General features: G+C 60.3%; 33 protein-coding genes and 1 pseudogene. All 34 read right to left on the bottom strand.

Annotation, left to right across the window (positions count from 1 at the left end; genetic code table 11):
- Positions 1–13 precede the first annotated feature (13 nt).
- Positions 14–1,015 carry a DNA-directed RNA polymerase subunit alpha gene (locus R3F07_09865; GenBank protein ID MEZ5276674.1) on the bottom strand — a complete coding sequence of 334 codons (1,002 nt, stop codon included), beginning with the start codon at positions 1,013–1,015 and terminating at the stop codon, positions 14–16.
- A 69-nt stretch (positions 1,016–1,084) separates the two neighbouring features.
- Entirely contained in the window at positions 1,085–1,696 is a 612-nt protein-coding gene (rpsD, locus tag R3F07_09870) for a 30S ribosomal protein S4 (GenBank protein MEZ5276675.1), read from the bottom strand.
- A 33-nt stretch (positions 1,697–1,729) separates the two neighbouring features.
- On the bottom strand, positions 1,730–2,116 hold the full coding sequence (rpsK, locus tag R3F07_09875) for a 30S ribosomal protein S11 (protein ID MEZ5276676.1): 387 nt from the start codon (positions 2,114–2,116) through the stop codon (positions 1,730–1,732).
- A 216-nt stretch (positions 2,117–2,332) separates the two neighbouring features.
- On the bottom strand, positions 2,333–2,707 hold the full coding sequence (rpsM, locus tag R3F07_09880; protein ID MEZ5276677.1) for a 30S ribosomal protein S13: 375 nt from the start codon (positions 2,705–2,707) through the stop codon (positions 2,333–2,335).
- 49 nt (positions 2,708–2,756) lie between these two features.
- Positions 2,757–3,542 (bottom strand): type I methionyl aminopeptidase, encoded by a 786-nt coding sequence (map, locus tag R3F07_09885; protein ID MEZ5276678.1) that lies wholly within the window; start codon positions 3,540–3,542, stop codon positions 2,757–2,759.
- Positions 3,539–4,093 (bottom strand): nucleoside monophosphate kinase, encoded by a 555-nt coding sequence (locus tag R3F07_09890; protein ID MEZ5276679.1) that lies wholly within the window; start codon positions 4,091–4,093, stop codon positions 3,539–3,541. The genes map and R3F07_09890 overlap by 4 nt, the downstream gene beginning before the upstream one ends.
- Positions 4,090–5,583, bottom strand: coding sequence for a preprotein translocase subunit SecY (gene secY, locus R3F07_09895; GenBank protein ID MEZ5276680.1), 1,494 nt, complete (start codon positions 5,581–5,583; stop codon positions 4,090–4,092). The genes R3F07_09890 and secY overlap by 4 nt, the downstream gene beginning before the upstream one ends.
- Positions 5,584–5,607: 24 nt before the next feature.
- The gene (gene rplO / locus R3F07_09900) at positions 5,608–6,057 is read right to left on the bottom strand and encodes a 50S ribosomal protein L15 (GenBank protein ID MEZ5276681.1); all 450 of its coding nucleotides are present in this window, start codon (positions 6,055–6,057) and stop codon (positions 5,608–5,610) included.
- 24 nt (positions 6,058–6,081) lie between these two features.
- Positions 6,082–6,618, bottom strand: a complete 537-nt coding sequence (gene rpsE, locus R3F07_09905) for a 30S ribosomal protein S5 (GenBank protein MEZ5276682.1) — start codon at positions 6,616–6,618, stop codon at positions 6,082–6,084.
- A 6-nt stretch (positions 6,619–6,624) separates the two neighbouring features.
- Positions 6,625–6,987, bottom strand: coding sequence for a 50S ribosomal protein L18 (gene rplR / locus R3F07_09910; GenBank protein ID MEZ5276683.1), 363 nt, complete (start codon positions 6,985–6,987; stop codon positions 6,625–6,627).
- 40 nt (positions 6,988–7,027) lie between these two features.
- Positions 7,028–7,564 carry a 50S ribosomal protein L6 gene (gene rplF, locus R3F07_09915; GenBank protein ID MEZ5276684.1) on the bottom strand — a complete coding sequence of 179 codons (537 nt, stop codon included), beginning with the start codon at positions 7,562–7,564 and terminating at the stop codon, positions 7,028–7,030.
- Between the two features lie 15 nt (positions 7,565–7,579).
- Positions 7,580–7,975 (bottom strand): 30S ribosomal protein S8, encoded by a 396-nt coding sequence (gene rpsH / locus R3F07_09920; GenBank protein MEZ5276685.1) that lies wholly within the window; start codon positions 7,973–7,975, stop codon positions 7,580–7,582.
- Between the two features lie 77 nt (positions 7,976–8,052).
- Positions 8,053–8,358, bottom strand: coding sequence for a 30S ribosomal protein S14 (gene rpsN / locus R3F07_09925; GenBank protein ID MEZ5276686.1), 306 nt, complete (start codon positions 8,356–8,358; stop codon positions 8,053–8,055).
- A gap of 5 nt (positions 8,359–8,363) precedes the next feature.
- Complete coding sequence (gene rplE, locus R3F07_09930; protein ID MEZ5276687.1) at positions 8,364–8,927, bottom strand: 50S ribosomal protein L5; 564 nt, start codon at positions 8,925–8,927, stop codon at positions 8,364–8,366.
- 53 nt (positions 8,928–8,980) lie between these two features.
- Positions 8,981–9,259, bottom strand: a complete 279-nt coding sequence (rplX, locus tag R3F07_09935; protein ID MEZ5276688.1) for a 50S ribosomal protein L24 — start codon at positions 9,257–9,259, stop codon at positions 8,981–8,983.
- Positions 9,259–9,624, bottom strand: coding sequence for a 50S ribosomal protein L14 (gene rplN, locus R3F07_09940; GenBank protein MEZ5276689.1), 366 nt, complete (start codon positions 9,622–9,624; stop codon positions 9,259–9,261). The genes rplX and rplN overlap by 1 nt, the downstream gene beginning before the upstream one ends.
- 77 nt (positions 9,625–9,701) lie before the next feature.
- Positions 9,702–9,965 (bottom strand): annotated as a pseudogene (gene rpsQ / locus R3F07_09945) (30S ribosomal protein S17).
- A gap of 13 nt (positions 9,966–9,978) precedes the next feature.
- On the bottom strand, positions 9,979–10,194 hold the full coding sequence (gene rpmC, locus R3F07_09950; GenBank protein MEZ5276690.1) for a 50S ribosomal protein L29: 216 nt from the start codon (positions 10,192–10,194) through the stop codon (positions 9,979–9,981).
- 18 nt (positions 10,195–10,212) lie between these two features.
- Complete coding sequence (gene rplP / locus R3F07_09955) at positions 10,213–10,626, bottom strand: 50S ribosomal protein L16 (GenBank protein MEZ5276691.1); 414 nt, start codon at positions 10,624–10,626, stop codon at positions 10,213–10,215.
- 14 nt (positions 10,627–10,640) lie between these two features.
- Entirely contained in the window at positions 10,641–11,273 is a 633-nt protein-coding gene (rpsC, locus tag R3F07_09960; GenBank protein ID MEZ5276692.1) for a 30S ribosomal protein S3, read from the bottom strand.
- Positions 11,274–11,276: 3 nt separating this feature from the next.
- Positions 11,277–11,621, bottom strand: a complete 345-nt coding sequence (rplV, locus tag R3F07_09965) for a 50S ribosomal protein L22 (protein ID MEZ5276693.1) — start codon at positions 11,619–11,621, stop codon at positions 11,277–11,279.
- Positions 11,622–11,639: 18 nt separating this feature from the next.
- Complete coding sequence (gene rpsS, locus R3F07_09970; GenBank protein ID MEZ5276694.1) at positions 11,640–11,915, bottom strand: 30S ribosomal protein S19; 276 nt, start codon at positions 11,913–11,915, stop codon at positions 11,640–11,642.
- A gap of 2 nt (positions 11,916–11,917) precedes the next feature.
- Positions 11,918–12,772: a 50S ribosomal protein L2 gene (rplB, locus tag R3F07_09975; protein ID MEZ5276695.1), complete on the bottom strand. Its 855-nt coding sequence runs from the start codon at positions 12,770–12,772 to the stop codon at positions 11,918–11,920.
- A 17-nt stretch (positions 12,773–12,789) separates the two neighbouring features.
- Positions 12,790–13,074, bottom strand: a complete 285-nt coding sequence (gene rplW, locus R3F07_09980) for a 50S ribosomal protein L23 (protein MEZ5276696.1) — start codon at positions 13,072–13,074, stop codon at positions 12,790–12,792.
- Positions 13,071–13,706 (bottom strand): 50S ribosomal protein L4, encoded by a 636-nt coding sequence (rplD, locus tag R3F07_09985; GenBank protein ID MEZ5276697.1) that lies wholly within the window; start codon positions 13,704–13,706, stop codon positions 13,071–13,073. Before rplD ends, rplW begins: the two co-directional genes overlap by 4 nt.
- A 13-nt stretch (positions 13,707–13,719) precedes the next feature.
- Complete coding sequence (rplC, locus tag R3F07_09990; GenBank protein ID MEZ5276698.1) at positions 13,720–14,358, bottom strand: 50S ribosomal protein L3; 639 nt, start codon at positions 14,356–14,358, stop codon at positions 13,720–13,722.
- A gap of 94 nt (positions 14,359–14,452) precedes the next feature.
- Positions 14,453–14,761, bottom strand: a complete 309-nt coding sequence (rpsJ, locus tag R3F07_09995) for a 30S ribosomal protein S10 (protein MEZ5276699.1) — start codon at positions 14,759–14,761, stop codon at positions 14,453–14,455.
- Between the two features lie 14 nt (positions 14,762–14,775).
- On the bottom strand, positions 14,776–16,938 hold the full coding sequence (gene fusA / locus R3F07_10000; GenBank protein ID MEZ5276700.1) for an elongation factor G: 2,163 nt from the start codon (positions 16,936–16,938) through the stop codon (positions 14,776–14,778).
- Between the two features lie 10 nt (positions 16,939–16,948).
- Positions 16,949–17,422: a 30S ribosomal protein S7 gene (gene rpsG / locus R3F07_10005; protein MEZ5276701.1), complete on the bottom strand. Its 474-nt coding sequence runs from the start codon at positions 17,420–17,422 to the stop codon at positions 16,949–16,951.
- Positions 17,423–17,424: 2 nt separating this feature from the next.
- Positions 17,425–17,802, bottom strand: coding sequence for a 30S ribosomal protein S12 (gene rpsL / locus R3F07_10010; GenBank protein MEZ5276702.1), 378 nt, complete (start codon positions 17,800–17,802; stop codon positions 17,425–17,427).
- Positions 17,803–18,170: 368 nt separating this feature from the next.
- The gene (locus R3F07_10015) at positions 18,171–18,347 is read right to left on the bottom strand and encodes a hypothetical protein (GenBank protein MEZ5276703.1); all 177 of its coding nucleotides are present in this window, start codon (positions 18,345–18,347) and stop codon (positions 18,171–18,173) included.
- The gene (locus R3F07_10020; GenBank protein MEZ5276704.1) at positions 18,344–18,586 is read right to left on the bottom strand and encodes a hypothetical protein; all 243 of its coding nucleotides are present in this window, start codon (positions 18,584–18,586) and stop codon (positions 18,344–18,346) included. The genes R3F07_10015 and R3F07_10020 overlap by 4 nt, the downstream gene beginning before the upstream one ends.
- 103 nt (positions 18,587–18,689) lie before the next feature.
- Complete coding sequence (gene rpoC / locus R3F07_10025) at positions 18,690–22,808, bottom strand: DNA-directed RNA polymerase subunit beta' (GenBank protein ID MEZ5276705.1); 4,119 nt, start codon at positions 22,806–22,808, stop codon at positions 18,690–18,692.
- A 17-nt stretch (positions 22,809–22,825) separates the two neighbouring features.
- Positions 22,826–26,605: a DNA-directed RNA polymerase subunit beta gene (gene rpoB / locus R3F07_10030; GenBank protein ID MEZ5276706.1), complete on the bottom strand. Its 3,780-nt coding sequence runs from the start codon at positions 26,603–26,605 to the stop codon at positions 22,826–22,828.
- Positions 26,606–26,623 lie beyond the last annotated feature (18 nt).

Consider the following 26,623-nt stretch of genomic DNA (forward strand, 5'->3'; position numbering starts at 1 on the left):
CTCGCCGGTGGCTTCAGGCTTCCTTCCTGGTGTCGAGCAGGCGCTCGTCGAATTTCATCCCGAGGGAGAGGCCCAGAGCTTCGAGCTTGTCCTTGATCTCGTTGAGGGACTTCTTGCCGAAATTACGGTATTTGAGCATCTCCTGCTCGGTTTTCATGGCCAGTTCTCCGACCGTGGTGATGTTGGCATTGTTCAGGCAGTTGGCGGCACGGACCGAGAGCTCGATCTCATTGACGCTCATGTTGAGCAGTTTGCGCAGTTTGTTCTGCTCTTCGCTGACCTCCGCCCCCTCGTCTTCAAACTCGTAGGCCTCCTCGGAGACCCGGTCGAAGACATCGAGGTGATGCTTGAGGATGGCGGCCGCCTGCTTGAGCGCATCGTCCGGATTGATCCGACCGTCTGTCCAGACCTCGAGGATCAGCTTGTCGTAATCGGTAATCTGCCCGACCCGGGTGTTCTCGACCACATACTTGACCAGTCGGACCGGACTGAAGAGGGAGTCGACCGGGATGACCCCGATGGGGTGATCCTCCGACTTGTTGCTCTCACCCGGGCAATAGCCACGACCGACCTGAACCTCAAGTTCGGCCGAGAACGTCATCTCCTTGTCCAAGGTGCAGATGACCTGATCCGGATTGACGATCTGGATATTGGCATCGGGCTCGATGTCACCGGCCGTGACGGCACCGGCGCGGGTGACGTTGATCCGCATCTTCACGACCTCGCGCTTATGCGAAACGAAGAGAATCTTCTTCAGGTTGAGGACGATATCGGTGACGTCTTCAACAATTCCGTCCACACTCTGAAACTCGTGGTTGACTCCGTCGATCTTGATCGAGGCGATGGCCGCACCCTCGATCGAACTGAGCAGGACCCTGCGGAGCGAGTTCCCGATGGTATGGCCGTAACCGGTCTCAAAGGGCTCGGCGACAAATTTGGCGTAGGTATCGGTCGCGCCTTCCTCGATTTTGACGAGTCGGTTCGGCAATTCGAATTTTCCAATACGTTTTGGCATGGCGATGATGGTATGGTGGCAGAACGAACGTGGGGGACCTCTTCCTTCGGGAGAGGCATGAGTGGTCGACTAGAACCGGCTGTAGAACTCGACAATCAGCTGTTCGTTGATCGAGGGCTCCATCTCCTCCCGGGTGGGCAGCCGGTTGGCGGTGGCACGGAATGAATCATCATGGCGGGTAAGCCAGGCCGGGATCGCCCGCATGCGGGTCTCCTCCATGCAGCGGGTGGCCAGCTGGCGGGCCGAGGTGTTGGCGCGGATTTCAATTTCGTCGCCGGCCTTCACCTGGTAGCTGGCGATATCCACCTTGTGGTTGTTCACCCGCACATGGCCGTGATTGACAAACTGCCGGGCGGCCCGGCGGGTTCGGGCAAAACCCAGAAGATAGATGACACTGTCAAGGCGGGTCTCGAGCAGTTGGAGGAATCGCTCGCCGGTGACACCACGCTCGCGCTTGGCCTTCTCAAAGGTCCGGCGGAACTGGCGCTCGAGCAGGCCATACATGTAGCGGAGCTTCTGCTTCTCCATCAGACCGATCGCATACTCGCTGTGCTTGCGGCGGGAGCGGGGGCCGTGGATTCCTGGAGGATAACTCCGCTTTTCAAACGCCTTGCTGGAACCGAAGATCGGCTGGCCGAACCGGCGGCTGATGCGAGTGGTGGGACCTGTGTAACGAGCCATGGTGTGTCGGGAAAAAAGACGGATTGAAAAGGATCAGACGCGGCGGCGCTTCGGCGGACGGCAGCCATTGTGGGGCACCGGCGTGACATCGATGATGGAAGTGACCTCAAGACCGACCGCCTGCATCGCCCGGATGGCGGAATCGCGTCCCATCCCCGGGCCGCGGACCCGGATGACGACCTCCTTGAGGCCGTGGGCCATGGCGGCGCGGGCGGCGTCCTGGGCAACTACCTGGGCCGCGTAGGAAGTCGACTTGCGGGATCCGCGGAAATTCATTTTCCCGCCGCTGGACCAGGAGATGAGATTTCCCTTCTGGTCGGTGATCGAAACGATCGTGTTGTTGAAGGTGGCCACGATGTGAACCACCCCCGCAGAGATATTCTTGCTGCCCTTGGCCTTGCGGACCTTGATCAGGCCGATCTCGTCCTTGAGCAGATCCTGGGCGGTCGGCGCCTTGGGCACACCGCCGATGGTCTCGGGTTCGGTCTTTTCCTCCGCTCTTTCGGCGTCGGGCGCTTCGGCCTGCGGCTTCTCCGCTTTGGGAGCACCGCCCTTGGCGGGTGCCGTCTTTACGGATTCTTCGCCCTTGGGGGCGGTTTGGGGAGTGTCTTTTTCCTCGGCCATGGCTGAATGGGTTTATTTCTTGCGGACAACGCCGACGGTGCGACGTGCGCCCTTCCGGGTCCGGCTGTTGGTGCTGGTGCGCTGACCACGAACGGGAAGACCGCGACGGTGACGGATCCCCCGATAACAGTTGATCGCCTGAAGGCGCTTGAGATTACTGGTGATATCACGGCGAAGATCACCCTCGACCATGTACCGCTTCTCGGAGATGGCGGCCATGATATGGTTGATCTGTTCCTCGGTCAGATCATCCGCCCGCATGTCGGGATCCAACTTGAGCGTTTCGACGATCTCGCGGGAACGCGCCGGGCCGATCCCGTAAATATAACGCAGGGAATACTCGATTTTCTTTTTTCCGGGAATGTCGACACCAAGTAAGCGTGGCATAATGATATGGGTTACTGATTTCTTGAAAGAGGATGGTTGATTGATCTCATCAGCCCGAGATCATGGGCTTCTTGACGGGAACGGTCAGGACTTCGGGAGCCCCTTCCGTAATGAGCACGGTGTGTTCGAAATGCGCGGATGGCGTGCGATCGCGGGTCGTTACGGTCCAGCCGTCGGCCAGGACTTCGACCTCGGGTCCACCGAGGTTGACCATGGGCTCGATCGCCAGGGTCATTCCCGGCCTCAGCTTCGGACCCGTTCCAGGGCGCCCGAAATTGGGAATCTGCGGCTCCTCGTGCATGCTGACCCCCACACCGTGACCCACGAATTCACGGACGACAGAAAACCCATTGGACTCCACGTGACGCTGGACGGCGGACGAAATGTCGCCCACCCGCTTTCCAGCGACGGCCCGGGCGATTCCCCGACGCAGAGCCTCCTCGGTCACTTCGAGAAGCTTCTGCGTTCCAGCCGGAACCTCTCCAACCGGAACGGTGCAGGCATTGTCGCCGATGAACCCCTGGTAGGAGACCACCACGTCCAGGGCCACGACATCACCCTCCTGGAGGACCCGATTGATCGAACCGATTCCGTGAACCACCTCCTCGTTGACCGAGAGGCAGCTGTAGCTGGGGAACCGGCGCGAGCCCACCTTGTAATTGTGGCAGGCACTGACCGCTCCTCCTTCGAAAATCAGATTCTTGGCGATCTGGTCCAATTCAAAGGTGGAAATCCCGGGCCGGACATAACCCTTCAGGGCGTCGAGAACCTCCGCGGCAACCCGACAGGCTTCGCGCATCCGTTCGATCTGGTCCTGACTCTTGATTGGAATCATGAGCAGGTGGGGACGAGATCCGGTTCCTCTTCGAAGAGGTCGTCGCAACGGTTCGTTTCAGGAGAAAGCCGGGTCAGGATGGCCTGGCGGTCGTAGTGACGGATGACCGGATCGGCTCCGTCCACTCCAAATCCGTCGGAGGAACAGAGAACCGCCTGATCGAGGGATTCTCCCCGGGCCTCGAGCCATTCGTCGAGGATGAGGGCCTGGCCCAAGTTGGTCGGGAAACCTTCGAGAAGAAAGCCGCGGCCTGAGCGTCGCGACCAGAACCATTTCCGCACCACGGCCAACAGGATGTCGGCCGCGACCGGACGGCCCTCGATGAGGGATCGGGCGGCACGGATGCCAAAGGAGGTATTGCGCTCGATCTCCGCCTGCAGCAGGCGGGAAACCGAAACGTGCTCAAAAGTCAAAGAACGAAGAGGCTCCAGATCCCGGTCGTGACCGGATTCCGGGGCCCCAAGAAGGACGACGCGTGACCGCGAGGATGCAAGCGCCGCAAAGGGAACCGAATTGGCACGGTCAGGTGCCGATGTAAAGAGGGAACTCAAAATTTCTGCAACCCCCAGGCAAGAATTCCCACCAGAAAGATCGCTCCAAGGACAGCATAAAGCACGGCCACGTTCTTGAATCCGACCCCTGCGCCCAGCGCAGTCTGTCGACTGGTCCCACGGCCCCGAATCCGCCCCTTCTTCAGAAATCCGTCGTAGTGACGCTGGAGGAGGAAGGTCTCGATCTGCCGCATGGTATCGAGGAGAACACCCACGGTGATCAACATGCCGGTCCCGCCAAAGAAGACGGCGATGCGATAGGGGACGTTGTATTCGAAGAGCAGGACGTCCGGAAAAATCGCGATGGCGGTGAGGAAGATGGCACCGGCCAGAGTCAGCCGGGTCATGATGAAATCGAGGAATCGCGCAGTGGGTTCCCCCGGGCGCACACCCGGGATATAGCCGCCGTACTTCTTCAGGTCGTCCGCAATCTGGATCGGCTTGAACATGACCGAGACCCAGAAATAACTGAAAAAGAGGATCAGCGACGACATCGTCAGGTAGTAGATCCAATGCCCGCGTCCGAGGTTGTTGGAGATGTCGGTCAGCCAGCGGAGGTTGAGGGCCGCCCCCAACTGGGAAAAGATCTGTTGCGGGAAGAGGAGGATGGCGCTGGCAAAGATCACCGGCATGACTCCCGAATAATTGACCTTCAGGGGCAGGAAGGAACTCTGGCCCCCATAAACGCGCCGCCCGACCACGCGCTTGGCATATTGCACCGGAATTTTCCGCTGCGCCTGGGTCACGGCAACGATGCCGGCGGTGACCGCGAGCAGGAGGAAGAGCATCAAAACGCCTTCCGGAAGACCGAGCCGGTTGACTCCGACCGGGGCGAAGAAGAGCTGGTAGGTGGCCGCGATTGCCCCGGGCAGATCCGAGAGGATGCCGACCGTGATGAGCAGGGAGATTCCGTTTCCGATTCCCCGCTGGGTGATCTGTTCTCCCAGCCACATGAGCAGAAGTGTTCCGCCGGTCAGGATGATCGTCGAATTGACCAGGAACATGGCCTTGCCCGTGATGACGATCGACCCGTAGAGATTGACGTCATACCCCGGGAACAACTTGGCCGGATTCTCCAGGGCAAGGAGGAGGAGAACTCCCTGGACCAGACAGATGACCACGGTCGCGTAGCGGGTGTACTGGGCGAGCTTCTGCCGGCCGACATCGCCCTCCTGCTGAAGGCGCGCAAGCGACGGCACCACGGCAGCCATCAATTGGAAGATGATGGAGGCGGAGATATACGGCATGATGCCGAGGGCCCCAACCGCACCCTTCAGGAGGGCGCCACCCGTGAACATATTGTAGAGGCCGACCACACTGCCGCCGCCCGCGGAAGTCTGCGCCGCGAAGAAGCTCTGCAGCGGAGCCGGATCCAACCCTGGAAGCGGTATATTGGCCGCCACCCGGGCGACAAACAGGAGCGCCAGGGTAAGAAAGATTCTCGAGCGGAGCTCGGGAATCTTAAGGCAATTGGTGAAGGCTGAGAGCATCGGATATCAGGTTCAACCGTCGCCTCAGGAGGCCACCAAGGACTCGCCGCCCGCTTTCTCGATTTTTTCCCTGGCTGCAGCCGAAAACTTGGCCGCGGTGACCTTCAGGCGACGGTTCAACTCACCGCCACCGAGGACCTTGAGTCCGGAAAACTCGCCGCGGATGAGACCGGCCTTGATCAGGACGTCGCGATCCACCTCAACGATGGACTCGTCCAGCCGGGCGAGCTCGCCGAGGTTGACCGTGTCATAGGAGGTCCGGAAGTTCGCATTGTTGAAACCGCGATGAGGCAGCTTGCGGTAAAGGGGCATCTGGCCACCCTCAAAACCGGGGCGGATACTGCTGCCGGACCGCGCAGTCTGGCCCTTGCCGCCGCGTCCGCTGGTCTTGCCGTGGCCGCCACCCTCGCCGCAGCCGACACGCTTGCGGCGCTTGACCGCGCCGGGTCGATTGGAAAGTTCGTGCAATCGCATGATGTGTAGTGGTTACAAGTCCGCTCAGGCTGCGCCTACGCCGCGGAGTTTCTGGTAGTCCTCGGCGAGTTTGAGCTGCCGGAGACCGTCGAGGGTCGCCTGGACGACCGCGATATGGTTGTTCGAGCCAAGGGACTTGGACAGGACATTCTTCACCCCGGCCGCCTCGAGCACGGCGCGCACGCCGCCGCCGGCGATGACGCCGGTTCCGGTCGTGGCCGGACGCAGAAGCACGCGTCCGCCGTCGGCCTGCCCGATGACCTCATGGGGAATGGTGTCCCCCTTGAGTCGGACCGGAATCATGTTCTTGCGAGCCTGCTCCGAACCCTTCCGGATCGCCTCGGGAACCTGATTGGCTTTGCCGTAACCGACGCCGACCCGACCCTTCTGGTCACCGGTGACGACCAGAGAAGAAAAACTGAAACGCCGTCCGCCTTTGACCACCTTGGCACAGCGATTGATGAAGACGACCTTCTCGGAAAATTCCGGTGGGGTCTCGTCCCTGGGCTGCCCCCGATTGCCACGGCGATTGTCGCGGCCTCCACGTTGTCCGTAGTTCATAATAGATTAGAATTCGAGTCCCACTTCACGGGCGGCGTCGGCAAATGCCTTGACGCAGCCGTGATAACGACGGCCGTTCCGGTCGAAGACGACCTTGGTGACGCCCGCGGCCTTGGCTTTTTCCGAGAAGGCCTTTGCCAGGGAAACCGCGCCCTGGACATTGGCTGCATTCTTGTCGCTGCGCAGCGCCTTGTCCAAGGTCGAGAGGCTGACCAGGGTGGTCCCGTTCTCGTCGTTGATGCACTGTGCGTAGATGTGTTTGTTGCTGAAATGAACCGCAAGGCGGGGCCGTTCGACCGTGCCCGAGACCTTCCGGCGGACGCGCCAGCGCCGCTTCTGTTCCAGTAGCCGTTTCTTGATGATTTTCATGCTGGATCCTTTTCTTCGATCGCTTAAGTGCCGAAGGGCATCAGGCGACCGTCTTGCCCTCCTTGCGGCGGACCCGCTCACCCACAATGCGGACACCCTTGCCCTTGTAGGGTTCCGGCGGGTAGAAGCGCCGGATGGCGGCGGTGACGGCACCCACCTTCTGCTTGTCGATTCCTTCAACTTTCAGCTTGGTGTTGTCGGTCACCGTGATGGTGATGCCATCCGGAATCGGGTAATTGATGGGGTGGGAATAGCCGAGACTCAGATCGAGGAACTTGCCCTTGAGGGCGGCGCGAAAGCCGACTCCGTGAATCTCGAGCTCCTTGGAGAAACCCTTGGTCACGCCCTCGACCATTCCGTTGATGATGGAGCGGGCCGTCCCCGTCATCGCGTTGGCGAAACGGGACGTGTTGGTCGGCTTGACCACAATCTTTCCGTCTTCCTCCGCAACACTGATCGCGGCGTTGAACGACTGGGAAATCTCGCCCTTGGGCCCCTTGACCGAGACTTCCGTCCCGCTCAGGCTGACCTTGACTTTGTCCGGTATTCCGACCGGGTTTTTTCCAATTCGACTCATGGTGGGATTCTCCTCTTACCAGACGTTGCAGACGATCTCGCCGCCGAGATTCTTCCGGCGGGCCATCGAACCGCTCATCAGTCCATGGGACGTGGACAGGATATTGCGTCCAAGGCCGTTGAGGACCCTGGGAATGTCGGTCGCGGCGATGTAGACGCGCCGGCCCGGTTTGCTGACCCGGCTCAGGCCGGTGATGGTCGGCTGACCGTCGAGGTATTTCAAGCGGACGACAATCGTCTTGTGCCCGCGGTCATCGTTCGCCTCGGTCACGTCGGCGATATAGCCCTCCTCCTTGAGAATCCGGGCAATCGCCAGTTTCTGTTTCGAGTGGGGAGCCGAGCACTGCGCCAGCCTCGCCTGAGAGGCGTTGCGGATGCGGGTCAGGAAATCACTGATGGGATCGGTATTCATGGTTTGCTGAGAGTCGGTGGATCATATCAGGACTTCCACCGGGTTGCCCCGAAACCGGGGCGGAAATGGATGGGTGTTTACCAGGAGGACTTGGTGACTCCGGGGATCTTGCCCTCAAGGGCCATCTCCCGGAAGGTCAGGCGGGAAAGGCCAAAGCGGCGGATGAAGGCGCGCGGACGACCGGTGATCGAGCAGCGATTGCGCAGGCGGATCTTGGACGAGTTGCGCGGCAGCTTGGAGAGCTTGCGCTGCGCGTTGAAGAATTCCTCGTCGGTGCTCTCCGGATTCGCGAGGATGGACTTGAGTTCGGCCCGTCTGGCCGCGTACTGCTCGACCAGTCTCTGACGGCGGAGATTCTTTTCAATGGATGACTTCTTGGCCATATCAATCAGGCTGCGTTCACTTTGGCGGTTTCTGGACGGCGGAAAGGCATCCCCAGGAGTCTGAGCAATTCCCTGCCCTCGTCGTCGGTCTTGGCGGAGGTAACGATGGTGATATCGAGACCCATCGGGGTCTTGTGCCCCTCGATCGAAATCTCGGGGAAAATGGTGACGTCGGCGATACCGAGGTTGTAGTTGCCGTGTCCGTCCAACTTCGAGGAAACGCCACGAAAGTCGCGGATCGTCGGCAGAGCGATCGAAACCAGACGGTAGTAGAACTCGAGCATGCGGTCACCACGCATGGTGACCTTGCATCCGATGGGCATGCCCTGACGGAGCTTGAAGTTCGAGATGCTGGTCCGGGCCGTCGTCACCACCGCCTGCTGGCCGCTGATCAGGCTCAGATCCTTCTGGGCATCGGCCATGACCGACTTGTCGGCCGCGGCCGAGATGCCGGTGTTGAGAACGATCTTCTCCAGGTGAGGCACTTCGTGCGGGTTCTTGTAGCCCCGGCTCTTGATCAGGGCGGGGACGACCTCTTCGGCGTAGAATGTTTTGAGAAAGGGAGTCATGGATGATTTGTCAGATTACCGACCTGACGGTTTCGGCTCCGGATGGAATGGGTTTATTTCGCGGGTTTGCCCGCTGGCTTGCGGCGTTCCTGGCGGGCGTCGAAACGCGAGGCCAGCATGAGATTCGAAAGGTGGATGGAACCCTCCCGTTCGATGATGGCCCCTTCGGGTTGATCCTGGGTCTTCTTCTGATGCTTCTTCATCATGGCCAGCCCCTCAACCACCGCGCGGTGCTTCCGGGAGATCACCTCCAGGACACGGCCGCGTTTGCCGGCGCTCGATCCCGCCAATACGACGACTTCGTCGCCTCTTTTCACATGGGTCTTGATCATCAGAGTACCTCCGGAGCAAGTGATACGATCTTCATGAACTGCTTCTGGCGCAGCTCGCGGGCAACCGGACCGAAGATGCGGGTCCCTTTCGGGTTGCCCTGGGCATCGATGATCACGATCGCATTCGAATCAAAGCGCAGGTAGGAGCCGTCCGCCCGACGAATTGGTGCTTTCGTCCGGACCACCACCGCGCGGGCGACCTCGCCCTTTTTCACGCTGGCATCCGTACTGCTCTCCTTGATGTTGACGACAATGATGTCGCCGACCGAGGCAGTCTTCTTGCGCTGGCCGAGACGCTGGATCATAGAGGCCTTGCGGGCTCCCGTATTGTCCGCGACCTGCAGAGTGGAAAGGAGTTGTATCATGACTTTGAAGCCTCGGTTGATTGCTTCTCATCAACCGCCGCGACCACGTCGGCCTCGGTCGGGGTCGTCGCGTCGAGAACCGGGGCGGCCTCGACCACCCGGATGACGCGCCAACGCTTCAGGCGGCTGAGCGGCCGCGTTTCCATGATCTCGACCAGGTCACCCGGCCGGGTCTCGTTCTTCTCGTCGTGGGCATGAAGGACGGTCTTCCGGTTGATGACCTTGCCGTAAAGGGGATGCGGGATCTTGTAGGGGACCGTCACTTTGACCGATTTGTCGCCCATGCGGCTGGTCACAGTGCCCTGGAGCTTCTTGCGTGTGTTGCGGGTCGGCGATTCCATGTCAGGCATCGGTTCAGGATTGGGAAGCGGCGGCCTGACCGGCACGCTGCTTTTCGCAATGGATGGTTTCCAGGCGGGCGATGTCGCGACGCAGGGATTGCAATTCGTTGGTTTTCTCGACCTGTCCGGTCTGCTTGCGCAGACGCAGGTGCAGGAGTTTCTCGCGGGTGTCCCGAATCGTCTTTTCGAGTTCGGTCGGTGCGAGTTCGCGGATTTCCTTGGTATTCATGGACAATTGGCCGGCGGTTCAGTCCGCACGCTGCAGAAAGCGGCAGCGGAGCGGGATTTTGTTGTCGGCAAGACGGCAGGCCTCGCGGGCAAGGGTCAGCGAGACACCGGAAAGCTCAAAGAGGACCACGCCGGGTTTGATCGCGGCGACATAGTATTCCACCGGTCCCTTCCCCTTGCCCATTCGGGTTTCCAGGGGCTTCTTGGTGACGGGCTTGTGCGGGAAGATCCGGATCCAGACTTTCCCACGCCGTTTCATGTGACGGTTGATGGCGACACGAGCGGCTTCAATCTGGGCGGACGTCAGGTAACCGCGGGTGAGGGCCTGGATGCCGAAATCGCCGAAGGCCAGCGTGTTGCCCCCTTTGGCGTTTCCAGCCAGGGAACCCTTCTGGGTCTTGCGGTACTTGGTGCGTGAAGGAGTGAGTGGCATGACTAATAGTTACCTCAGTTCGTGTCCGAATCCTTTTTGCAGATCCAGCATTTGACCCCGATGATGCCCGCAATGGTCCGCGCCTCGGTCTGGCCGTAGTCGATGTTCTGGCGCAGGGTGTGCAGCGGAACACTTCCTTCGCGCTGGGTTTCCGTCCGGGCGATGTCCGAACCGCCGAGGCGGCCGGATACCCGGATCTTGATTCCGTCCGCGCCAAGACTCATGGCCATCTGGATGGCCTTCTTCATGGCGCGTCGGAAGGAAATGCGGCGCTCAAGCTGGAGCGCGACGTTCTCGGCGACGAGCTGGGCCTCAATCTCCGGCTTCTTGACCTCCTGGATGTCGAGAAGGATCTCCTTGCCGGTCATCTTGGCGAGGTCTTCCTTGATCTTCTCGATCTCCTGTCCCTTGCGACCGATGACGATGCCCGGCCGGGCGGTGAAGATCTTGACCCGGACACGGTTCGAGGCGCGCTCAATGAAGATCCGCGGGACGGACGCAAAGCGCAGCTTCTCCAAGAGCGTCGAGCGGATGATATGGTCTTCCAGAAGGGTCTTCGGAAAGTCCTTCCTGTTCGCGTACCAACGCGACTGCCAGTTACGATGGACGGCCAGACGAAAGCCGATCGGATGTGTCTTTTGTCCCATGGGTCAGTTGCTTCCTGCTTTATCCGTGAGGATGATGCGAATATGTGACATGCGCTTCTTGCGGGGAGCCGCAGAACCGCGGGCGGCAGCCTTGAAACGTTTGAGGACCGGTCCTTCCTCGATGATGGCCTTGGTCACCACGAGATTCTCGACCGAAAGCTCATTGTTGTTTTCCGCGTTGGCGATGGCCGATTTCAGTGTCTTGGCGACCAGGCGGGCGGACTTCCGCGGAATGAACCGAACCAGTTCCATCGCTTCGGAAGCAGGGCGGCCCACGATGACGCGCGCCACCTCCCGAATCTTCTTCGGCGACATGCGGGCGTAGCGGGTTAGTGCTTGGATTTCCATGTGATCAGAAGTTGTCGATCAAGCCGTCTTGTTGGTGTGGGTGCCGTGGGATCGGAAGGTCCGGGTCGGCGCGAATTCGCCCAGTTTGTGGCCGACCATGTTCTCGGTCACGTAGACCGAAATGAAGTTCTTGCCGTTGTGAACGTTGAAGGTATTGCCCACGAAATCGGGCGTGATGGTGGAGCGGCGCGACCAGGTCGTGATCGGACGCCGGGCGCTGCTCTTGGCCGCAGCCTCGATCTTGTCCGCGAGATGCGGATCGACAAAGAACCCTTTCTTGATTGAGCGAGCCATGTTTACTTGGACTTGGTTTTGCGACCGTTGCGCCGCGTGATGATCAGATTGTTCGATTCCTTGGACTTGCGCCGGGTCGGGAAACCCTTGGCCAGCTGGCCCCACGGCGACATGAGCTGCTGACGGCCACCGCCGCCCTTGCTCTTGCCGGCACCACCACCGTTCGGATGGTCGATCGGATTCATCACCATGCCGCGGACACGCGGTCGCTTGCCCAGCCAGCGGTTGCGACCGGCCTTGCCCAGCTTGATGTTGCCGTGTTCGTTGTTGCCGACTTCACCGATGGTGGCGCGGCAATCCGAGCGGACCACGCGGATTTCTCCGCTCGGCATCTTCAGGGTGGCGACACCACCCTCCACGCCGATCAGTTCAACCGCGTTGCCGGCGGACCGGGCGATCTGGGCCCCGCGCCCCGGATAAAGCTCCACCGCATGCACGCGGGTCGAGGGCGGGATCACAGCCAGAGGCATGGAATTGCCGGGTTGAAAGTCAGCCACCGCCGAGGAGATCACCTGATCCCCCGGGCGAAGACCGCGGGGAGCCAGAATATAGGTCTTTTCTCCGTCAGCGTAGGCCAGCAGAGCGATGTTGGCCGAGCGGTTCGGATCATACTCGATGGCCTGGATCCTGGCTGGAATATCCAGCTTGGACCGCTTGAAATCGATGACCCGATAAAGGCGTTTGTGCCCGCCGCCCCGTCGCCGGGAAGTCAACCGCCCGTGGCAGTTTCGGCCGGCCGATTTCGAGAACGACTTGGTGAGGCGCTTCTCCGGGCGCTTCTTTTCCAGGTGCGGCTGATGATTGAGCTGCTGGAAACGCTGGGTCGGCGTGAGGGGATTGGAATGCTTGATGGCCATGGCGTGGGTAGCCCCGTTTAGAGGATTTCGATCTTGTCGCCCTCCTTAAGGGTGACGATCGCCTTCTTGATCTCGGGCTTGTAGCCGACGCCGCCCTTGCGGCTCCGGACCATCTTGCCCTTCACGTTGATGATATTCACCCGGGTCACCGTGACACCAAAAGTCCGCTCAACCGCTTCACGGACGGCGAATTTGTTGCTCTTCGGATAGACCTCGAAGGTGTACTGACCCAACTCGGCGGAGGCCTTGTTGGATTTCTCCGTCAGGCGGAGTGTCTTGAGAATGGTATCGGGATGAATCATGCGGCACCTCCGTTCACGCGGGCGAGAAGACTCTGGAGCCCCCGCTCGGTCACAATCAGATGGTCGAAGAGACAGAGTTCGGTCGTGTTGAGATGGGCGGCCTCGGCGAAATCAATCCGCCTGATGTTGCGACCCGCCCGGACCGCATCGTCGGAGAATGTGTCGTCCACCAGGAGGACCGTCCCTTTCGGGGCAATCCGGCCGACGAGATCATTCATCACCCGGGTTTTCGCCGGGTTGAGGTCGAACGACTCGATCACCGCGAGCTCGCCCGCCTGGACCCGGTCAAAAAGGGCCCGACGGAAGGCCAGCTGACGGACCTTCTTGTTCATTTTCTTGGAAAAGTCCTGAGGACGGGGTCCGAAGACCACACCGCCGCCAACCCAGATCGGGGAGCGATTCGAACCGGCCCGGGCGCGCCCGGTGCCTTTCTGCCGCCACGGCTTCTTGCCGCCACCGCTGACCTCGCCGCGCGTCTTGGTCGAGCGGGTCCCCTGGCGCGCGTTGGCCGCCTGGGCCACCACGACTTCCTTGAGGGCCTGCTGGCCTTTGATACCCTCGAAGACCGGCAGACCTTCGAATTCCCGTTCCTCGCTCGAGGAACCATCTGTCTTGAAAACCTTGAGTTTCATATCCACGTCCCCCTTATGCCTTCCGGGTCTTGATGGCCGCCCGGACCATGACGGCGCTTCCCACGGAGCCCGGGAGAGCCCCGCGTACCAGGATAACGTTCTGCTCCGCATCGATCTTGACGATGCGCAGATTCTGAACCGTGCGGCGCTTTGAGCCCATATGGCCCGGCATCTTCTGATTCTTGAAGACCCGGCCGGGGGTCTGGCGCATGCCGACCGAACCGATCCGGCGATGAAACATCGATCCGTGACTGGCCGGACCGCCCGCAACGCGAAAACGCTTCATGACGCCCTGGAAGCCCTTGCCCTTGGTCACGCCGACGACGTCGACCATCTGGCCTTCCGCAAAAGCCGCCACCGTGATCACGTCGCCCGGCTTGCAATCGGGTGCGGTCGCACAGCGGACTTCGGTCAACCGGGAGAGCGGTCCCTGATCGGCCTTCTTCAGGTGGCCTATCTCCGCCTTGGTCGAACGATGCTCACGGGTCACCCCGTAGCCGATCTGGACGGCGCAGTATCCGTCGTTCTCGACGGTCTTGACCTGCACCACCGGACAGGGGCCGGCTTGGACCACGGTCACCGGAACGAGAACATGGTTCTCGTCGTAGATCTGGGTCATGCCCAGCTTTGTGCCTAAAATTGTTTGGATCATTTGATGCTAAGCGGTAGGTGGATGGTTCCGTTTGAAACCTACATTAGCCAGGTTCCGCCCGTGCGGAGCCATCGGCCTTGCTTCCTTTATCGGGTCATACGTTAATCGTGATATCGACGCCCGAAGGAAGGTTGAGCTTCTTCAATTCGTCGACGGTCTGGGCGGTCGGTTCGATGATGTCGAGGAGACGTTTGTGCGTCCGGATCTCGAACTGTTCCATCGACTTCTTGTCCACGTGAGGGGAGCGGTTGACGGAAAGCTTCTCGATCCGGATGGGCAGAGGAACCGGTCCGGAGACACGGGCTCCCGATCGCTTCGCCGTGTCGACGATCTCCAATGCGGACTGGTCGATTACCCGGTAATCAAAACCCTGCAGTCTGATGCGAATTCTCTGGCCTTTCATGATGGCAACCCTGGTTAGGTGCGGGCTGGAGCCCGGGAAGTGGTTTCTACGATCTTCGAGAGGATGCCCGCGGGCACCTGTTCAAAGTGGGATGGCTCCATCGAATAGCTGGCACGCCCTTTCGAGAGGGAGCGCACATCGGTGGCATAGCCGAACATGGTTTCGAGCGGAACGAAGGCGGTCACAATGCAGACATTGCCCTTGGCATCCATGCCCTGAATACGACCCCGGCGGCGATTGAGATCGCCGATGACCTCGCCCTGGTACTCCTCCGGAGTGGTGACTTCGACCTTCATGACCGGCTCAAGCAGAATCGGCGAAGCTTTCGCCATGGCATCCTTGAGGGCGAAGATGCCCGCCATCTTGAAGGCCATTTCCGAGGAGTCGACCTCGTGGAAACTGCCGAAAACGATGGTCGCCTTGAAATCGATGACCGGATAGCCGGCGACCACACCGTTGTTCGACGCCTCCATGATGCCCTCGATGGTCGGCTTGATGTATTCCTTGGGAATGACGCCGCCGACGATCGCGTTGACCACCTCGATGCCCTTGCCCTTCTCGTTGGGCTCAAGCTTGATCTCGGCATGACCGTACTGGCCGCGGCCGCCGCTCTGGCGGATGAACTTGCCCACCCCTTCGGACGAGCCCGCGATGGTCTCGCGGTAGGCGATCTGCGGTTTGCCGGAATCGGCCTCGACCTTGAACTCGCGGAAAAGGCGATCGCGGATGATCTCCAGGTGAAGCTCGCCCATTCCGGCGATGATGGTTTCGCCGGTCTCCTGGTTGGTGGTGACCCGGAAGGTCGGATCCTCCTCGGAAAGGCGGCCCAGGCCGATGGACATCTTCTGCTGGTCAGCCTTCGTCTTCGGCTCAACCGACATCGAAATGACCGGCTCCGGAAAGGTCGGAGGCTCGAGACGGAGGTCGAGGCCGTCGTCGCAAAGGGTGTCACCGGTGATGACGTCCTTGAGGCCGATCACGGCACAGATGTCCCCCGAATAAACCGCCTCCACGTCGTCCCGGCTGTCCGCCTTCATCACCATGAGACGGCTGACCCGCTCGCTGCGGCGTGTCCGGGGGTTGTAAAGTGTACTGCCCTTCTTGATACAGCCGGAATAGACCCGGATGAAGACGAGCTTGCCGACAAAGGGATCGCTCCAGAGCTTGAAGGCCAGGGCCGAGGCCTTTCCGGCGTCATCCGCCACCACTTCAACCGGCTCCGCCTCGCTGTTCTGTCCCTTGACCGGGGGCAGGTCGAGCGGGCTCGGAAGGTAATTGATGACTCCGTCGAGGAGGCGCTGCACCCCTTTTTTCTTGAAGGCCGAACCGGGAATGACCCCGACAAACGCGAGTGAAATCGTGGCCTTGCGGATACCGAGCCTGAGTTCGTCGCTCGAGATCTCCTCGCCGCCCAGATACTTCTCGGCGATGTTGTCATCGAAATCGGAGACAGCCTCGATCAGGGCGTCGCGGTAGGCGGCGACGTCGTCCTTCATCGAATCCGGAATCGGAATCGCGATCGACTTGACGCCCATCTCGTCCGTTTCGTCAAACTGGTAGGCCTCCAGGGTGACCAGATCGACCATTCCCTTGAAGTTCTCCTCCGCGCCGATCGGCAGAAAAAGTGGATGAGCGTTGGCGCCGAGCTTGGTGCGCATGTCGTCAATCGCACTGAAGAAATCCGCACCCGTCCGGTCCATCTTGTTGACGAAGGCGATCCGGGGGACGTTGTATTTGGTGGCCTGGCGCCAGACGGTTTCCGACTGGGGCTGCACACCGGCCACCGCGCAGAAGACGGCGACAGCTCCGTCGAGAACCCTCAGGGAGCGCTCGACTTCAGCGGTGAAGTCCACGTGGCCCGGGGTGTCGATGATGTTGATCCGGTGTTTGATGTCGGCGAACGGACCCGTCACGTTCGTCCAGCTGCAGGAAATGGCTGCGGAGGTGATCGTGATGCCGCGTTCGCGCTCCTGCTCCATCCAATCGGTCACGGCCGTGCCCTCGTGCACTTCGCCCATCTTGTGAACGACACCGGTATAGTAGAGAATGCGCTCGGTCGTGGTCGTCTTGCCCGCATCGATATGCGCGGCAATGCCGATGTTGCGCGTCCACTCAAGTGGGTATTCGCGCTTCGACGAGTTCGCGGAGGACAGTTTGTCCCTGGATACGACAGCCATGGTCTTTGGATTACCAGCGAAGATGGGCGAACGCACGATTGGCCTGGGCCATCTTGTGCACTTCGTCCTTCTTTCTTACGATCGAGCCCGTGTTGTTGAAGGCATCGATGATTTCAAGCGCGAGGGCTTCGCGCAAAGGGACCCCTTTACGGCCATTGGCCGCGGCCACCATCCAGCGAAAGCCGAGGCCTTCCTGGCGCTCGAAGGGGATTTCCACCGGCACCTGATAGGTCGCGCCGCCGACACGGCGACTCTTGACCTCGAGGCGGGGACGGATGTTTTCGAGAGCACCGAGAAGAAGATCGACCGGATCACCCTTCTCCAGCTTCTCGGAGACACGCTCAAACGCTCCGTAAACGATGCGTTCAGCGACAGATTTCTTGCCCGCCTGCATGACCATGTTGACCAGCTTGGCCACCAGGGTGCTGTTGTAGCGGACGTCGGGCTTGGTGACCCGTTTGGTTGCTCTTCTACGGCGTGACATGGTTACTTCGCTTTCGGACGTTTGACCCCATATTTCGAGCGACTCCGGCGACGCTTCTCGACCCCCATCGCATCCAGCGTACCGCGAACGATATGGTAGCGGACACCCGGAAGATCCTTCACCCGTCCTCCTCGGACCAGAACGATGCTGTGCTCCTGCAGGTTGTGACCTTCATCCGGAATATAGGAAATCACTTCACTGCCGTTGGTCAGGCGGACCTTGGCCACCTTGCGAATAGCCGAATTCGGCTTCTTCGGGGTGCGGGTCATCACCTGAACGCAGACACCACGGCGAAACGGATTGCCGGCCAGGGCCGGCGATTTCGACTTCGCTTTGATGGGTCGACGTCCTTTGCGGACGAGTTGATTGATGGTTGGCATGATTCGAGACGGGAAAGTGATGAAAGAAGAGGAAAAAGGGAGGACGCTAGAGCACCGCAACCCCCTCGCAAGTACAAACTGAGGCAAAAACCCCAAATCGTACTTCGGGAAACGTGGAAACAGCTGAGAAAAATGGCCTCTCCTTCCTTGGACCTGACTGATTGCCATCAGGAGAAACGAGAGAAAACGACCAATAAAGCCGTCCCCGATTCGCCGATCAAGCCTGTTTTTCCACAATCTTCACGGTAAGCGCTTTTTTTTCGGGACTGTGTTTGCGGTGGCGCTGACCGGACGGCGCCGGATCCGGCGCTGGCCAGGACGCCCCGGTCACCGACTCCAGCCCCGCTTTGCCCCGGAGCCTGAACCGGTCAGGTGACCTCGTTCTGAAAAAACTCGATCACGGCCCCCTCCGGTCCCTCGCAGAAGGCGATCCGAACCGGCGTGGGCGGAGTCGACTGAATATCGATCGACTTCGGCTCGATCGTGACTTTCGCTCCGGCCGCCCGGGCACGTTCGAGGGCGGCGTCACAATCATCCGTTCTCAAGGCGAAATGGATGACGCCCCGCGGGGATCCGGGCGATACTCGAGATCTTCAAAAACCTCGAGGTAATTGCCGTCCCCGGTGTCGAGCATGATCGCTCGTCTGCCATCCCCTCCCCAACTGATTTTTTCCCGGAAACCGATGGCCTCGGTATAAAACCGGATCGTGGCGTTCCAGTCCGCCGTCTTGATCGCCACGTGGTGAAACCCGCATCCCTTGATCAATGGATTCGATGATGACATACCGCCGAATCTGAACCCGTCAGCCCCGGGACGGCAATCCCTATACGAAAAAGCCCCGGCCGTCGCAACGGCCGGGGCTTGGAATTTCGGATTTCGGGGCGGATCAGCCGACTTCCTCGCCCTTCGTCTCGACTGATTCGATCAATTCCGCGCCAAAGGGCAGGGAAATGCGCAGCTTGCGATACTTGGGCAGGCCGGTTCCGGCCGGGATCAGGTGACCCATGATGACATTCTCCTTGAACCCTTTCAGGTTGTCCGACTTGCCCAGGGTTGCCGCATCGGTCAGGACACGGGTGGTTTCCTGGAAGGACGCCGCGGAAATGAAGGATTCCGTCTCGATCGAGGCTTTGGTGATTCCGAGAAGGATCGGTTCAGCCTCGGCCGGCTTGCCGCCCGCCTCGATGACCCGCTCGTTCTCCTCGCGGAACTGGGACCGCTCGATCTGCTCGCCCCAGAATGCTTCGGTGTCGCCCGGATCGGTGATCCGAACCTTCCTCAACATCTGGCGGATGATCGTCTCGATGTGCTTGTCGTTGATCGTGACACCCTGGAGACGATAGACCTCCTGCACCTCCGAGATGAGGAAATCGTAGAGGGCGCTGGGCCCGAGAATCTCCAGGATCTCATGAGGATCGGCCGAACCTTCCGTCAGGTGCTGTCCCTTGAATACGAGGTCGCCGGGCTGAACGATGATCTGCTTGCCGTGCGGGATGAGGTGTTCCTCTTCCTGGCCGGAGTCATTGTTCGTCACGATCAGCTTGCGCTTGCCCCGAACCGTTCCCCCAAGGGAAACCACACCGTCAATCCGGGCCATCTCGGCGGCCTCTTTCGGCCGGCGGGCCTCGAAGAGCTCGGCCACCCGGGGAAGACCACCGGTGATATCACGAGTCTTGGAGGCCTGACGCGGCGTCTTGGCCAGCAGGGTTCCAGGATTGATGATGTCACCTTCGGCCACCGCCACCTGGGCCCCGGTCGGAATTGAATAGGCCGCGACTGATTTCCCGGTTCCATCGTGGATGACCACCTGGGGATTGAGGTCCTCCTTGTGCTCGATCACCACCGTGGCGATCCGACCCGTCTCCTCGTCAAGCTCCCGCTTGACGGTGACGCCCGGAATCATGTCGCGGAAGCCGACCGTGCCGGCCTTCTCCGACAGGACGGGGATATTGTAGGGATCCCACATCGCGAGAACCGAACCCTTCTCAATCATCTCGCCGTCGCCCACGGTCAGGACGGACCCGACCACGATATTGTAGACCTCGAGCTCCCGGTCACTCTCATCGAGAATCTGAAGAGTGCCGGTCTTGTTCAGGACAATATTGGCCCCTTCGGAGGTCGAGACAAGGCGCAGCCCGCGGTAACGGACCCGGCCGGAATTACGGACGCGGATCTCCGGCGTGCGGAAGATCTGGCTCGCAATACCGCCGATATGGAAGGTCCGCATGGTCAACTGGGTGCCCGGTTCACCAATGGACTGGGCGGCGATGATTCCGACTGATGCTCCGACCGCGGCCACCTCATTGGTGGCGGGGTTGATCCCGTAGGACTTGGCATCGATCCCGTTGCGGGAAGTGGAGGTCAGAGGTGACATCACCTTGACCCGCTCGATCCCGCACTCGTCGATCCGCTCGCCGATTTCCTCGGTGATGAGTTGACCGCCCGCAACGACGATCTCGTCGGGATCCGATGGGTTGAACACGTCTTCGCTGGCAAAACGCCCGACCACCCGCTCGCGCAGGCTCACGATCTCGTCGTCACCCTCGAAGATGGCTCGCTTCCAGATACCGTCCCGGGAGAGGCAATCCTCCTCGGTGATGATGACATCCATGGCGACATCGCAGAGTTTGCGGGTCAGGTAACCGGCGTCGGCCGTTTTCAGAGCCGTGTCGGCCAGTCCCTTGCGGGCGCCGTGGGTCGAGATGAAGTACTCCAGAACGGTCAGCCCCTCTCGGAAGGAGGAAAGAATCGGGCGCTCGATGATCTCACCGGACGGTTTGGCCATCAGACCGCGGGTTCCGCAAAGCTGACGGACCTGCTGGCGATTTCCCCGGGCCCCGGAATCCATCATCAGGAAGACGGGATTGACACCGCCCTTGCCGTCATTCGATTCGAGTTTCTCGAACACGGCCTTGGCGATCTGGTCGGTGGCACTGGTCCAGATATCGATGATCTTGTTGTAGCGCTCGCCGGTGGTGATGATACCGCGCTTGTACTGGCCTTCGACCTCCTCGATCCGCTTGCGGGCCGCAATCACGATATCGCCCTTGGCGGTCGGAATGATCATGTCGTCGATCCCGATACTGATGCCCGCCTTGGTCGCGACAGCGAAGCCGAGCTCCTTCAGAGCGTCGAGCGTGACCACGGTGGCCTGTTCACCCGCCACCTTGTAGGTGTTGAGAATCAGGTCACCCAACTTGCTCTTGGGCACCGGGAAATTGATGAAACCCAGACCGGAAGGCCAGATCTGGTTGAACCTGGCCCGGCCGACCGTGGTCCGAAGGATCTTGCGCTCGCTGTTCCCGTAGACGGTCTGTTTTCCGTAATCCGGGTTCCTGATGTCGATCCAGTCATGGACCGAAATCGCACCGTCCAGCTCGGCAAAGACCACTTCATCGGAAGTCCCGAATAGGCAGACCCGCTTGTCGGCCGTGGCAGGCTCCCGGGGTTCCACCGTCAGGTAGTAGGCGCCCAGAACGATATCCTGGGACGGGGTCAGAATCGGCTTTCCGCTCGAAGGCGAGAAGATGTTGTTCGTCGACATCATGAGGAGCTTGCACTCCATGATGGCCTCGAGCGAGAGCGGCACGTGCACCGCCATCTGGTCACCGTCGAAATCGGCGTTGTAGGCGGTGCAGACCAGCGGATGGACCCGGATCGCCTCACCCTCAATCAGGACCGGTTCAAAGGCCTGAATGGACAGTCGGTGCAGGGTCGGCGCCCGATTGAGCAGGACCGGGTGCCCCTTGGTCACCTCTTCCAGGATATCCCAGACCTCCGGCGACTGCTTCTCAATCATCTTGCGGGCGCCGCGCACCGTATGGACAAATCCCAGCTCCTTCAAGCGCCGGATGATGAAGGGCTCGAAGAGGACGAGGGCCATCTTCTTCGGGAGACCGCACTGGTTGAGCTTGAGCTCGGGACCGATGACGATGACGGAACGGCCGGAATAGTCGACCCGCTTGCCCAGGAGGTTCTGCCGGAAGCGACCCTGCTTGCCTTTCAGCATGTCGCTGAGCGACTTCAACGGGCGGTTGCCGGCACCGGTGACGGGACGACCGTGGCGACCGTTGTCGAAAAGTGCGTCGACCGCCTCCTGCAACATCCGCTTTTCATTGTGGATGATGACGTCGGGTGTCTTGAGCAGAAGGAGGTTCTTCAACCGGTTGTTCCGGTTGATGACCCGGCGGTAGAGATCGTTCAGATCGGAGGTCGCAAAACGTCCCCCTTCAAGGGGAACGAGCGGACGAAGATCCGGCGGGATGACCGGAAGGACTTCCAGGACCATCCACTCCGGGCGGGATTTCGAGTTGATGAAACCCTGGATCACCTTGTGGCGCTTGGAGAGCTTCTTCTTGATCTGCTTGGAGCGGGTGCTGCGCATCGCTTCCTGCAGTTCGATCACGGTCGCCTCCAGGTCCATGGTGCTGAGGACATCGCGAACCGCCTCGGCACCCATCCGGGCGACAAAGGAATCGTCCCCGTATTCGTCAATTGCCTGGGCATACTCGGTCTCGGTCAGCAATTGCTTCTGCTCGAGCGGAGTCTTGCCCGGGTCAATGACCATGAAGTTCTCGTAGTAGATGACCCGTTCGAGGCTTCGGGCCGTCATGTCGAGGAGCAGGCCAAGGCGGCTCGGCATGCTCTTGAGGAACCAGATGTGAGTGACCGGAACGGCCAGGTCGATGTGACCCATCCGTTCGCGGCGGACCCGCGACACCGTCACCTCAACGCCGCAGCGATCGCAGACGACATCCTTGTACTTGATCCTCTTGTATTTGCCGCAGGCGCATTCGTAGTCCCGGACCGGGCCAAAGATGCGCTGGCAGAACAGACCTCCCGGTTCCGGTTTGAAAGTCCGGTAGTTGATCGTCTCCGGGTTCTTAACTTCTCCCCGGGACCACGAACGGATCGTGTCCGGCGAGGCCACCGAGATGGTGACGTTGTCGAAATTGCCTTCCTTCTCCAGGCCGAGAACCTGACGTGCTTCTTCAGTGTGGCTCATGACTTTTTTTCCAGGTGTTACTTGGCGTCAAAATCGAGGGCGCTGGACCGCTGCAGGCGGACGTCGAGCCCCAGACTCTGGATTTCCTTGATCAGGACATTGAATGACTCGGGCGTCCCGGCCGAAAGGGAGTTGTCTCCCTTGACCAGGGATTCGTAGATCTTGGTCCGTCCCTGCACATCGTCCGACTTCACGGTCAGAAGCTCCTGCAGGGTGTAGGCGGCACCGTAGGCCTCGAGCGCCCACACTTCCATTTCTCCGAAACGCTGGCCACCGTATTGAGCCTTGCCCCCCAGCGGCTGCTGGGTGACGAGGGAATAGGGACCGACGGCACGGGCATGGATCTTGTGGGAGACCAGGTGATTGAGCTTCATCATGTAGATGTAGCCGACGACAACCTCCTGATCGAGCTGTTCGCCGGTCCGGCCATCGTAGAGGGGACTCTTCCCGGATCCCGGGAGCTTGGCCTCATCCAGATAGCCGCGGACCCGGGCCTCGGGGATACCGTCGAAGACCGGGGTGGCGATCTTCAGGCCGAGTTTCTGGCAGGCCCAACCCATGTGGGTTTCCAGAACCTGCCCGACATTCATGCGCGATGGCACACCCAGCGGATTGAGACAGATTTCGATCGGCGTTCCGTCCGGCAGATACGGCATGTCTTCCTCAGGCACGATCTTCGCGACCACACCCTTGTTTCCGTGCCGGCCCGCCATCTTGTCGCCGACTTCAAGCTTCTGCTTGGTCGCGACGTAGACCTTGACCTGCTTGATCACACCCTGCTGGATCTCGTCGCCGGCCTCGATGCTGACCGTCTTGCGTTCACGATCGGATTCCAGCTCATCGAATTTGCCCTGATAAGAGCTGATGATCTCCATGATCTTGATCCGAACCGGTGAAGGATCGATCTCGATATGTTTGCTGACCGCGGCCAGCTTGCGCAGGAGCGTCTTGGTGATCTTGCGGTTGGCCGGGATGATCACCTCGTTGGTGTCGCCGTTGATCACATCGAGAGGGATCTTCTCGCCCAGGAGGATATTCGAGAGGGCCTCGGTCAGGCCTTCCCGCAGCTTGTCCATCTGGGTCTTGTAGTCCTCGTTGATCTGCTTGACCTGGCGTCTCCGATCGGAGGGGCTGAGCTTTTCCTTTTCGAAGTCGATCCGGCTCGAAACCTTGACGTCCATGACAATGCCGGACACGCCGGAAGGAACCACCAGGGAAGTGTCCTTCACATCGGCGGCCTTCTCGCCAAAGATGGCCCTGAGGAGCTTTTCCTCGGGAGCCAGCTCGGTCTCGCTCTTCGGCGTGATCTTCCCGACCAGGATATCACCGGGTTTGACTTCGGCTCCGACCCGGATGACTCCGTCGTGGTTGAGGTTGTGGAGCGCTTCTTCCCCGACATTCGGGATGTCACGGGTGATCTCCTCGGGTCCGAGCTTGGTATCCCGGGCCGTCACCTCGAATTCCTGGATGTGGATCGAAGTGAAAATGTCCTCCTTGAGGACTTTCTCGGAGATGAGGATGGCGTCCTCGAAATTATACCCGTTCCACGGCATGAAGGCGACAAGGACATTGCGTCCGAGAGCCAACTCGCCCTGGTCGGTCGACGGGCCGTCCGCAATGATCTGCCCGACCTCGATCTTCTGGCCCTTGGCCACGATCGGCTTCTGGCTGAAACAGGTGCCGGCATTGGACCGCATGAACTTGCGCAACTCATGCACGACGACCCCGTTCTTGGGGTCCGACTTGGGATTGCGGTCAAAACGGGCCGGAAGCTGTCCGTCCTTGGTCACCACGATGCGCTTGGCATCAACCGAGGCAACGACGCCCTCGGTGTCGGCCACGAGGACCGTCTTGGAATCGCGAGCAACCCGTTCCTCGATCCCGGTTCCGACAAAGGGCGACTCGGTCCGCAGGAGCGGCACCCCCTGGCGCTGCATGTTCGAACCCATCAGAGCGCGATTGGCGTCATCGTGCTCGAGGAAGGGAATCAGACCCGCCGCCACCGAGACCAGCTGCTTGGGCGAGACATCCATGTAGGTGACCTCTTTCGGATCCACTTCAAGGAATTCACCACGGAAACGGACGGTGACCCGCTCGATGAACCGACCATCCTCGCCGACTTCCGAGTTCGCCTGGGCGATGATCTGGTCCTCCTCCTGGTCAGCGGTCAGGTAGTCCACCCGGTCGGTCACCCGGCCGTCCTCGCAATACCGGTAGGGAGATTCAATGAAACCGAATTCATTGACCCGGGCGTAGGTGGACAACGAATTGATCAGTCCGATGTTCGGACCTTCCGGTGTTTCGATTGGGCAGATCCGGCCATAATGGGACGGATGAACGTCACGGACTTCGAAACCGGCCCGCTCCCGATTGAGACCGCCGGGACCGAGAGCGGAAAGACGCCGCTTGTGGGTCAGCTCCGCCAACGGGTTGATCTGGTCCATGAACTGGGAAAGCTGGCTCCGGGCAAAGAAGTCCCGGATAACCGTGGTCAGGGCCTTGGGGTTGATCAGCTTCTGTGGCGTGATCGAGTCGACACTCTGATCGTAGAGGGTCATCCGTTCCCGGACGAGGCGCTCGGTCCGGGCCAGACCGACCCGGCACTGGTTGGCCAGCAATTCACCCACGGTGCGGACACGCCGGCTGCCCAGATGGTCAATGTCGTCGACGAAACCGTCGCCCTTCTTCAGCTTGATCAGGTACTTGGTCGCCTCGACGATGTCCTCTCCGTTCAGGATCCTGACATCGAGGTCCGTTTCCAGATTCAGCTTCTGGTTCATCTTGTAGCGCCCCACCCGCCCGAGGTCATAACGCTTCGGATCAAAAAAGAGGCGCTTGAGCAGGGCCTTGGCGTTGGCCGTGGTCGGCGGCTCGCCCGGTCGCAGGCGACGGTAGATCTCCTTGAGCGCCTCCTCTTCGTTGCGGGTGGGATCCTTCTTCAGGGCGCGGATCATGGCGCCCTCGTCGATCGTCGTGTCGATGACCCGCAGGGAGGAAATCGCGTGGCTCTCGAACTGGCGGACGATCGCCTTGGTCAGAGGCTCGAATGCACGGGCCAGGACGACGCCCTTTTGCGCGTCGACCGCGTCTTCGACCAGGACGAGCGAACTGACGTTCTCCATGTCGAGCGCGGAGGCCGTCGGGAGTTCCTTGATCTCGTAAAAGAGACCGAGGATGTCGATGTCCGAACTGTAGCCGACCGACCGGAGAAGCGTCGTGATAAGGAATTTGCGACGACGGCGGCGGCGGTCGAGGTAGACGTAAAGCAGATCGTTGTTGTCGAACTGCGCTTCCAGCCAGGTTCCCCGGTCGGGAATGATCCGGAAGGAATGGAGCAGCTTGCCGTTCGGATGGGTCGTCACCTCGAAACAGATGCCGGGAGAACGGTGAAGCTGGCTGACCACGACGCGCTCGGCACCGTTGATGATGAAAGAGCCCCGCTTGGTCACCATGGGGATCTCCCCCATGTAGATCTCCTCGTCCTTGATGAAGTCCTCCTCGCGAAGCCGCAGCTTCACGTATAGGGGAACGGCATACGTAATACCCTCTCGGATACACTCGATCTCCGAGCTCTTCGAGTCACCGATCGTGTAGGACACATACTCCAGAACCAGGCGTCCGTCATAGCTCTCGATCGGGAACACTTCCCGAAAAACGGCTTCCAGGCCGAAGGGGTCGCGCTGATTGATGGCGATGTCCTTCTGCAGAAACTCCAGGTAGGAGTTGATCTGAATCTCGATCAGATTGGGCGGCGAAATGACTTCCTTGAGTTTGCCGAAATTGATGCGGTCTGCCATGGTTCTTCCCTCGTGTGG

Source organism: Opitutaceae bacterium (genome assembly GCA_041395105.1).
Lineage (GTDB): Bacteria > Verrucomicrobiota > Verrucomicrobiia > Opitutales > Opitutaceae > B12-G4.

What these genes read in the sequence shown, in the direction of transcription:
- rplN (MEZ5276689.1), bottom strand. Translation starts at nt 9,624, where the DNA reads ATGATACAACTCCTTTCCACTCTGCAGGTCGCGGACAATACGGGAGCC.
- R3F07_09865 (MEZ5276674.1), bottom strand. Translation starts at nt 1,015, where the DNA reads ATGCCAAAACGTATTGGAAAATTCGAATTGCCGAACCGACTCGTCAAA.
- rpsM (MEZ5276677.1), bottom strand. Translation starts at nt 2,707, where the DNA reads ATGCCACGCTTACTTGGTGTCGACATTCCCGGAAAAAAGAAAATCGAG.
- rplB (MEZ5276695.1), bottom strand. Translation starts at nt 12,772, where the DNA reads ATGGCCATCAAGCATTCCAATCCCCTCACGCCGACCCAGCGTTTCCAG.
- rplX (MEZ5276688.1), bottom strand. Translation starts at nt 9,259, where the DNA reads ATGATCAAGACCCATGTGAAAAGAGGCGACGAAGTCGTCGTATTGGCG.
- rpsL (MEZ5276702.1), bottom strand. Translation starts at nt 17,802, where the DNA reads ATGCCAACCATCAATCAACTCGTCCGCAAAGGACGTCGACCCATCAAA.
- rpsC (MEZ5276692.1), bottom strand. Translation starts at nt 11,273, where the DNA reads ATGGGACAAAAGACACATCCGATCGGCTTTCGTCTGGCCGTCCATCGT.
- rplR (MEZ5276683.1), bottom strand. Translation starts at nt 6,987, where the DNA reads ATGAAAATCATCAAGAAACGGCTACTGGAACAGAAGCGGCGCTGGCGC.
- rpsE (MEZ5276682.1), bottom strand. Translation starts at nt 6,618, where the DNA reads ATGAACTACGGACAACGTGGAGGCCGCGACAATCGCCGTGGCAATCGG.
- rpsH (MEZ5276685.1), bottom strand. Translation starts at nt 7,975, where the DNA reads ATGAATACCGATCCCATCAGTGATTTCCTGACCCGCATCCGCAACGCC.
- R3F07_10020 (MEZ5276704.1), bottom strand. Translation starts at nt 18,586, where the DNA reads ATGTCATCATCGAATCCATTGATCAAGGGATGCGGGTTTCACCACGTG.
- rplC (MEZ5276698.1), bottom strand. Translation starts at nt 14,358, where the DNA reads ATGATCCAAACAATTTTAGGCACAAAGCTGGGCATGACCCAGATCTAC.
- rplP (MEZ5276691.1), bottom strand. Translation starts at nt 10,626, where the DNA reads ATGCCACTCACTCCTTCACGCACCAAGTACCGCAAGACCCAGAAGGGT.
- rplW (MEZ5276696.1), bottom strand. Translation starts at nt 13,074, where the DNA reads ATGATTCATCCCGATACCATTCTCAAGACACTCCGCCTGACGGAGAAA.
- rpsG (MEZ5276701.1), bottom strand. Translation starts at nt 17,422, where the DNA reads ATGTCACGCCGTAGAAGAGCAACCAAACGGGTCACCAAGCCCGACGTC.
- rpsJ (MEZ5276699.1), bottom strand. Translation starts at nt 14,761, where the DNA reads ATGAAAGGCCAGAGAATTCGCATCAGACTGCAGGGTTTTGATTACCGG.
- map (MEZ5276678.1), bottom strand. Translation starts at nt 3,542, where the DNA reads ATGATTCCAATCAAGAGTCAGGACCAGATCGAACGGATGCGCGAAGCC.
- rplE (MEZ5276687.1), bottom strand. Translation starts at nt 8,927, where the DNA reads ATGACTCCCTTTCTCAAAACATTCTACGCCGAAGAGGTCGTCCCCGCC.
- rpoC (MEZ5276705.1), bottom strand. Translation starts at nt 22,808, where the DNA reads ATGAGCCACACTGAAGAAGCACGTCAGGTTCTCGGCCTGGAGAAGGAA.
- rplF (MEZ5276684.1), bottom strand. Translation starts at nt 7,564, where the DNA reads ATGAGTCGAATTGGAAAAAACCCGGTCGGAATACCGGACAAAGTCAAG.
- fusA (MEZ5276700.1), bottom strand. Translation starts at nt 16,938, where the DNA reads ATGGCTGTCGTATCCAGGGACAAACTGTCCTCCGCGAACTCGTCGAAG.
- rpsD (MEZ5276675.1), bottom strand. Translation starts at nt 1,696, where the DNA reads ATGGCTCGTTACACAGGTCCCACCACTCGCATCAGCCGCCGGTTCGGC.
- rplD (MEZ5276697.1), bottom strand. Translation starts at nt 13,706, where the DNA reads ATGAAACTCAAGGTTTTCAAGACAGATGGTTCCTCGAGCGAGGAACGG.
- rplV (MEZ5276693.1), bottom strand. Translation starts at nt 11,621, where the DNA reads ATGGAAATCCAAGCACTAACCCGCTACGCCCGCATGTCGCCGAAGAAG.
- rpmC (MEZ5276690.1), bottom strand. Translation starts at nt 10,194, where the DNA reads ATGAATACCAAGGAAATCCGCGAACTCGCACCGACCGAACTCGAAAAG.
- rpsN (MEZ5276686.1), bottom strand. Translation starts at nt 8,358, where the DNA reads ATGGCCAAGAAGTCATCCATTGAAAAGAATCTCCGCCGTCAGAGACTG.
- secY (MEZ5276680.1), bottom strand. Translation starts at nt 5,583, where the DNA reads ATGCTCTCAGCCTTCACCAATTGCCTTAAGATTCCCGAGCTCCGCTCG.
- rpsS (MEZ5276694.1), bottom strand. Translation starts at nt 11,915, where the DNA reads ATGGCTCGCTCAATCAAGAAAGGGTTCTTTGTCGATCCGCATCTCGCG.
- rplO (MEZ5276681.1), bottom strand. Translation starts at nt 6,057, where the DNA reads ATGCGATTGCACGAACTTTCCAATCGACCCGGCGCGGTCAAGCGCCGC.
- rpoB (MEZ5276706.1), bottom strand. Translation starts at nt 26,605, where the DNA reads ATGGCAGACCGCATCAATTTCGGCAAACTCAAGGAAGTCATTTCGCCG.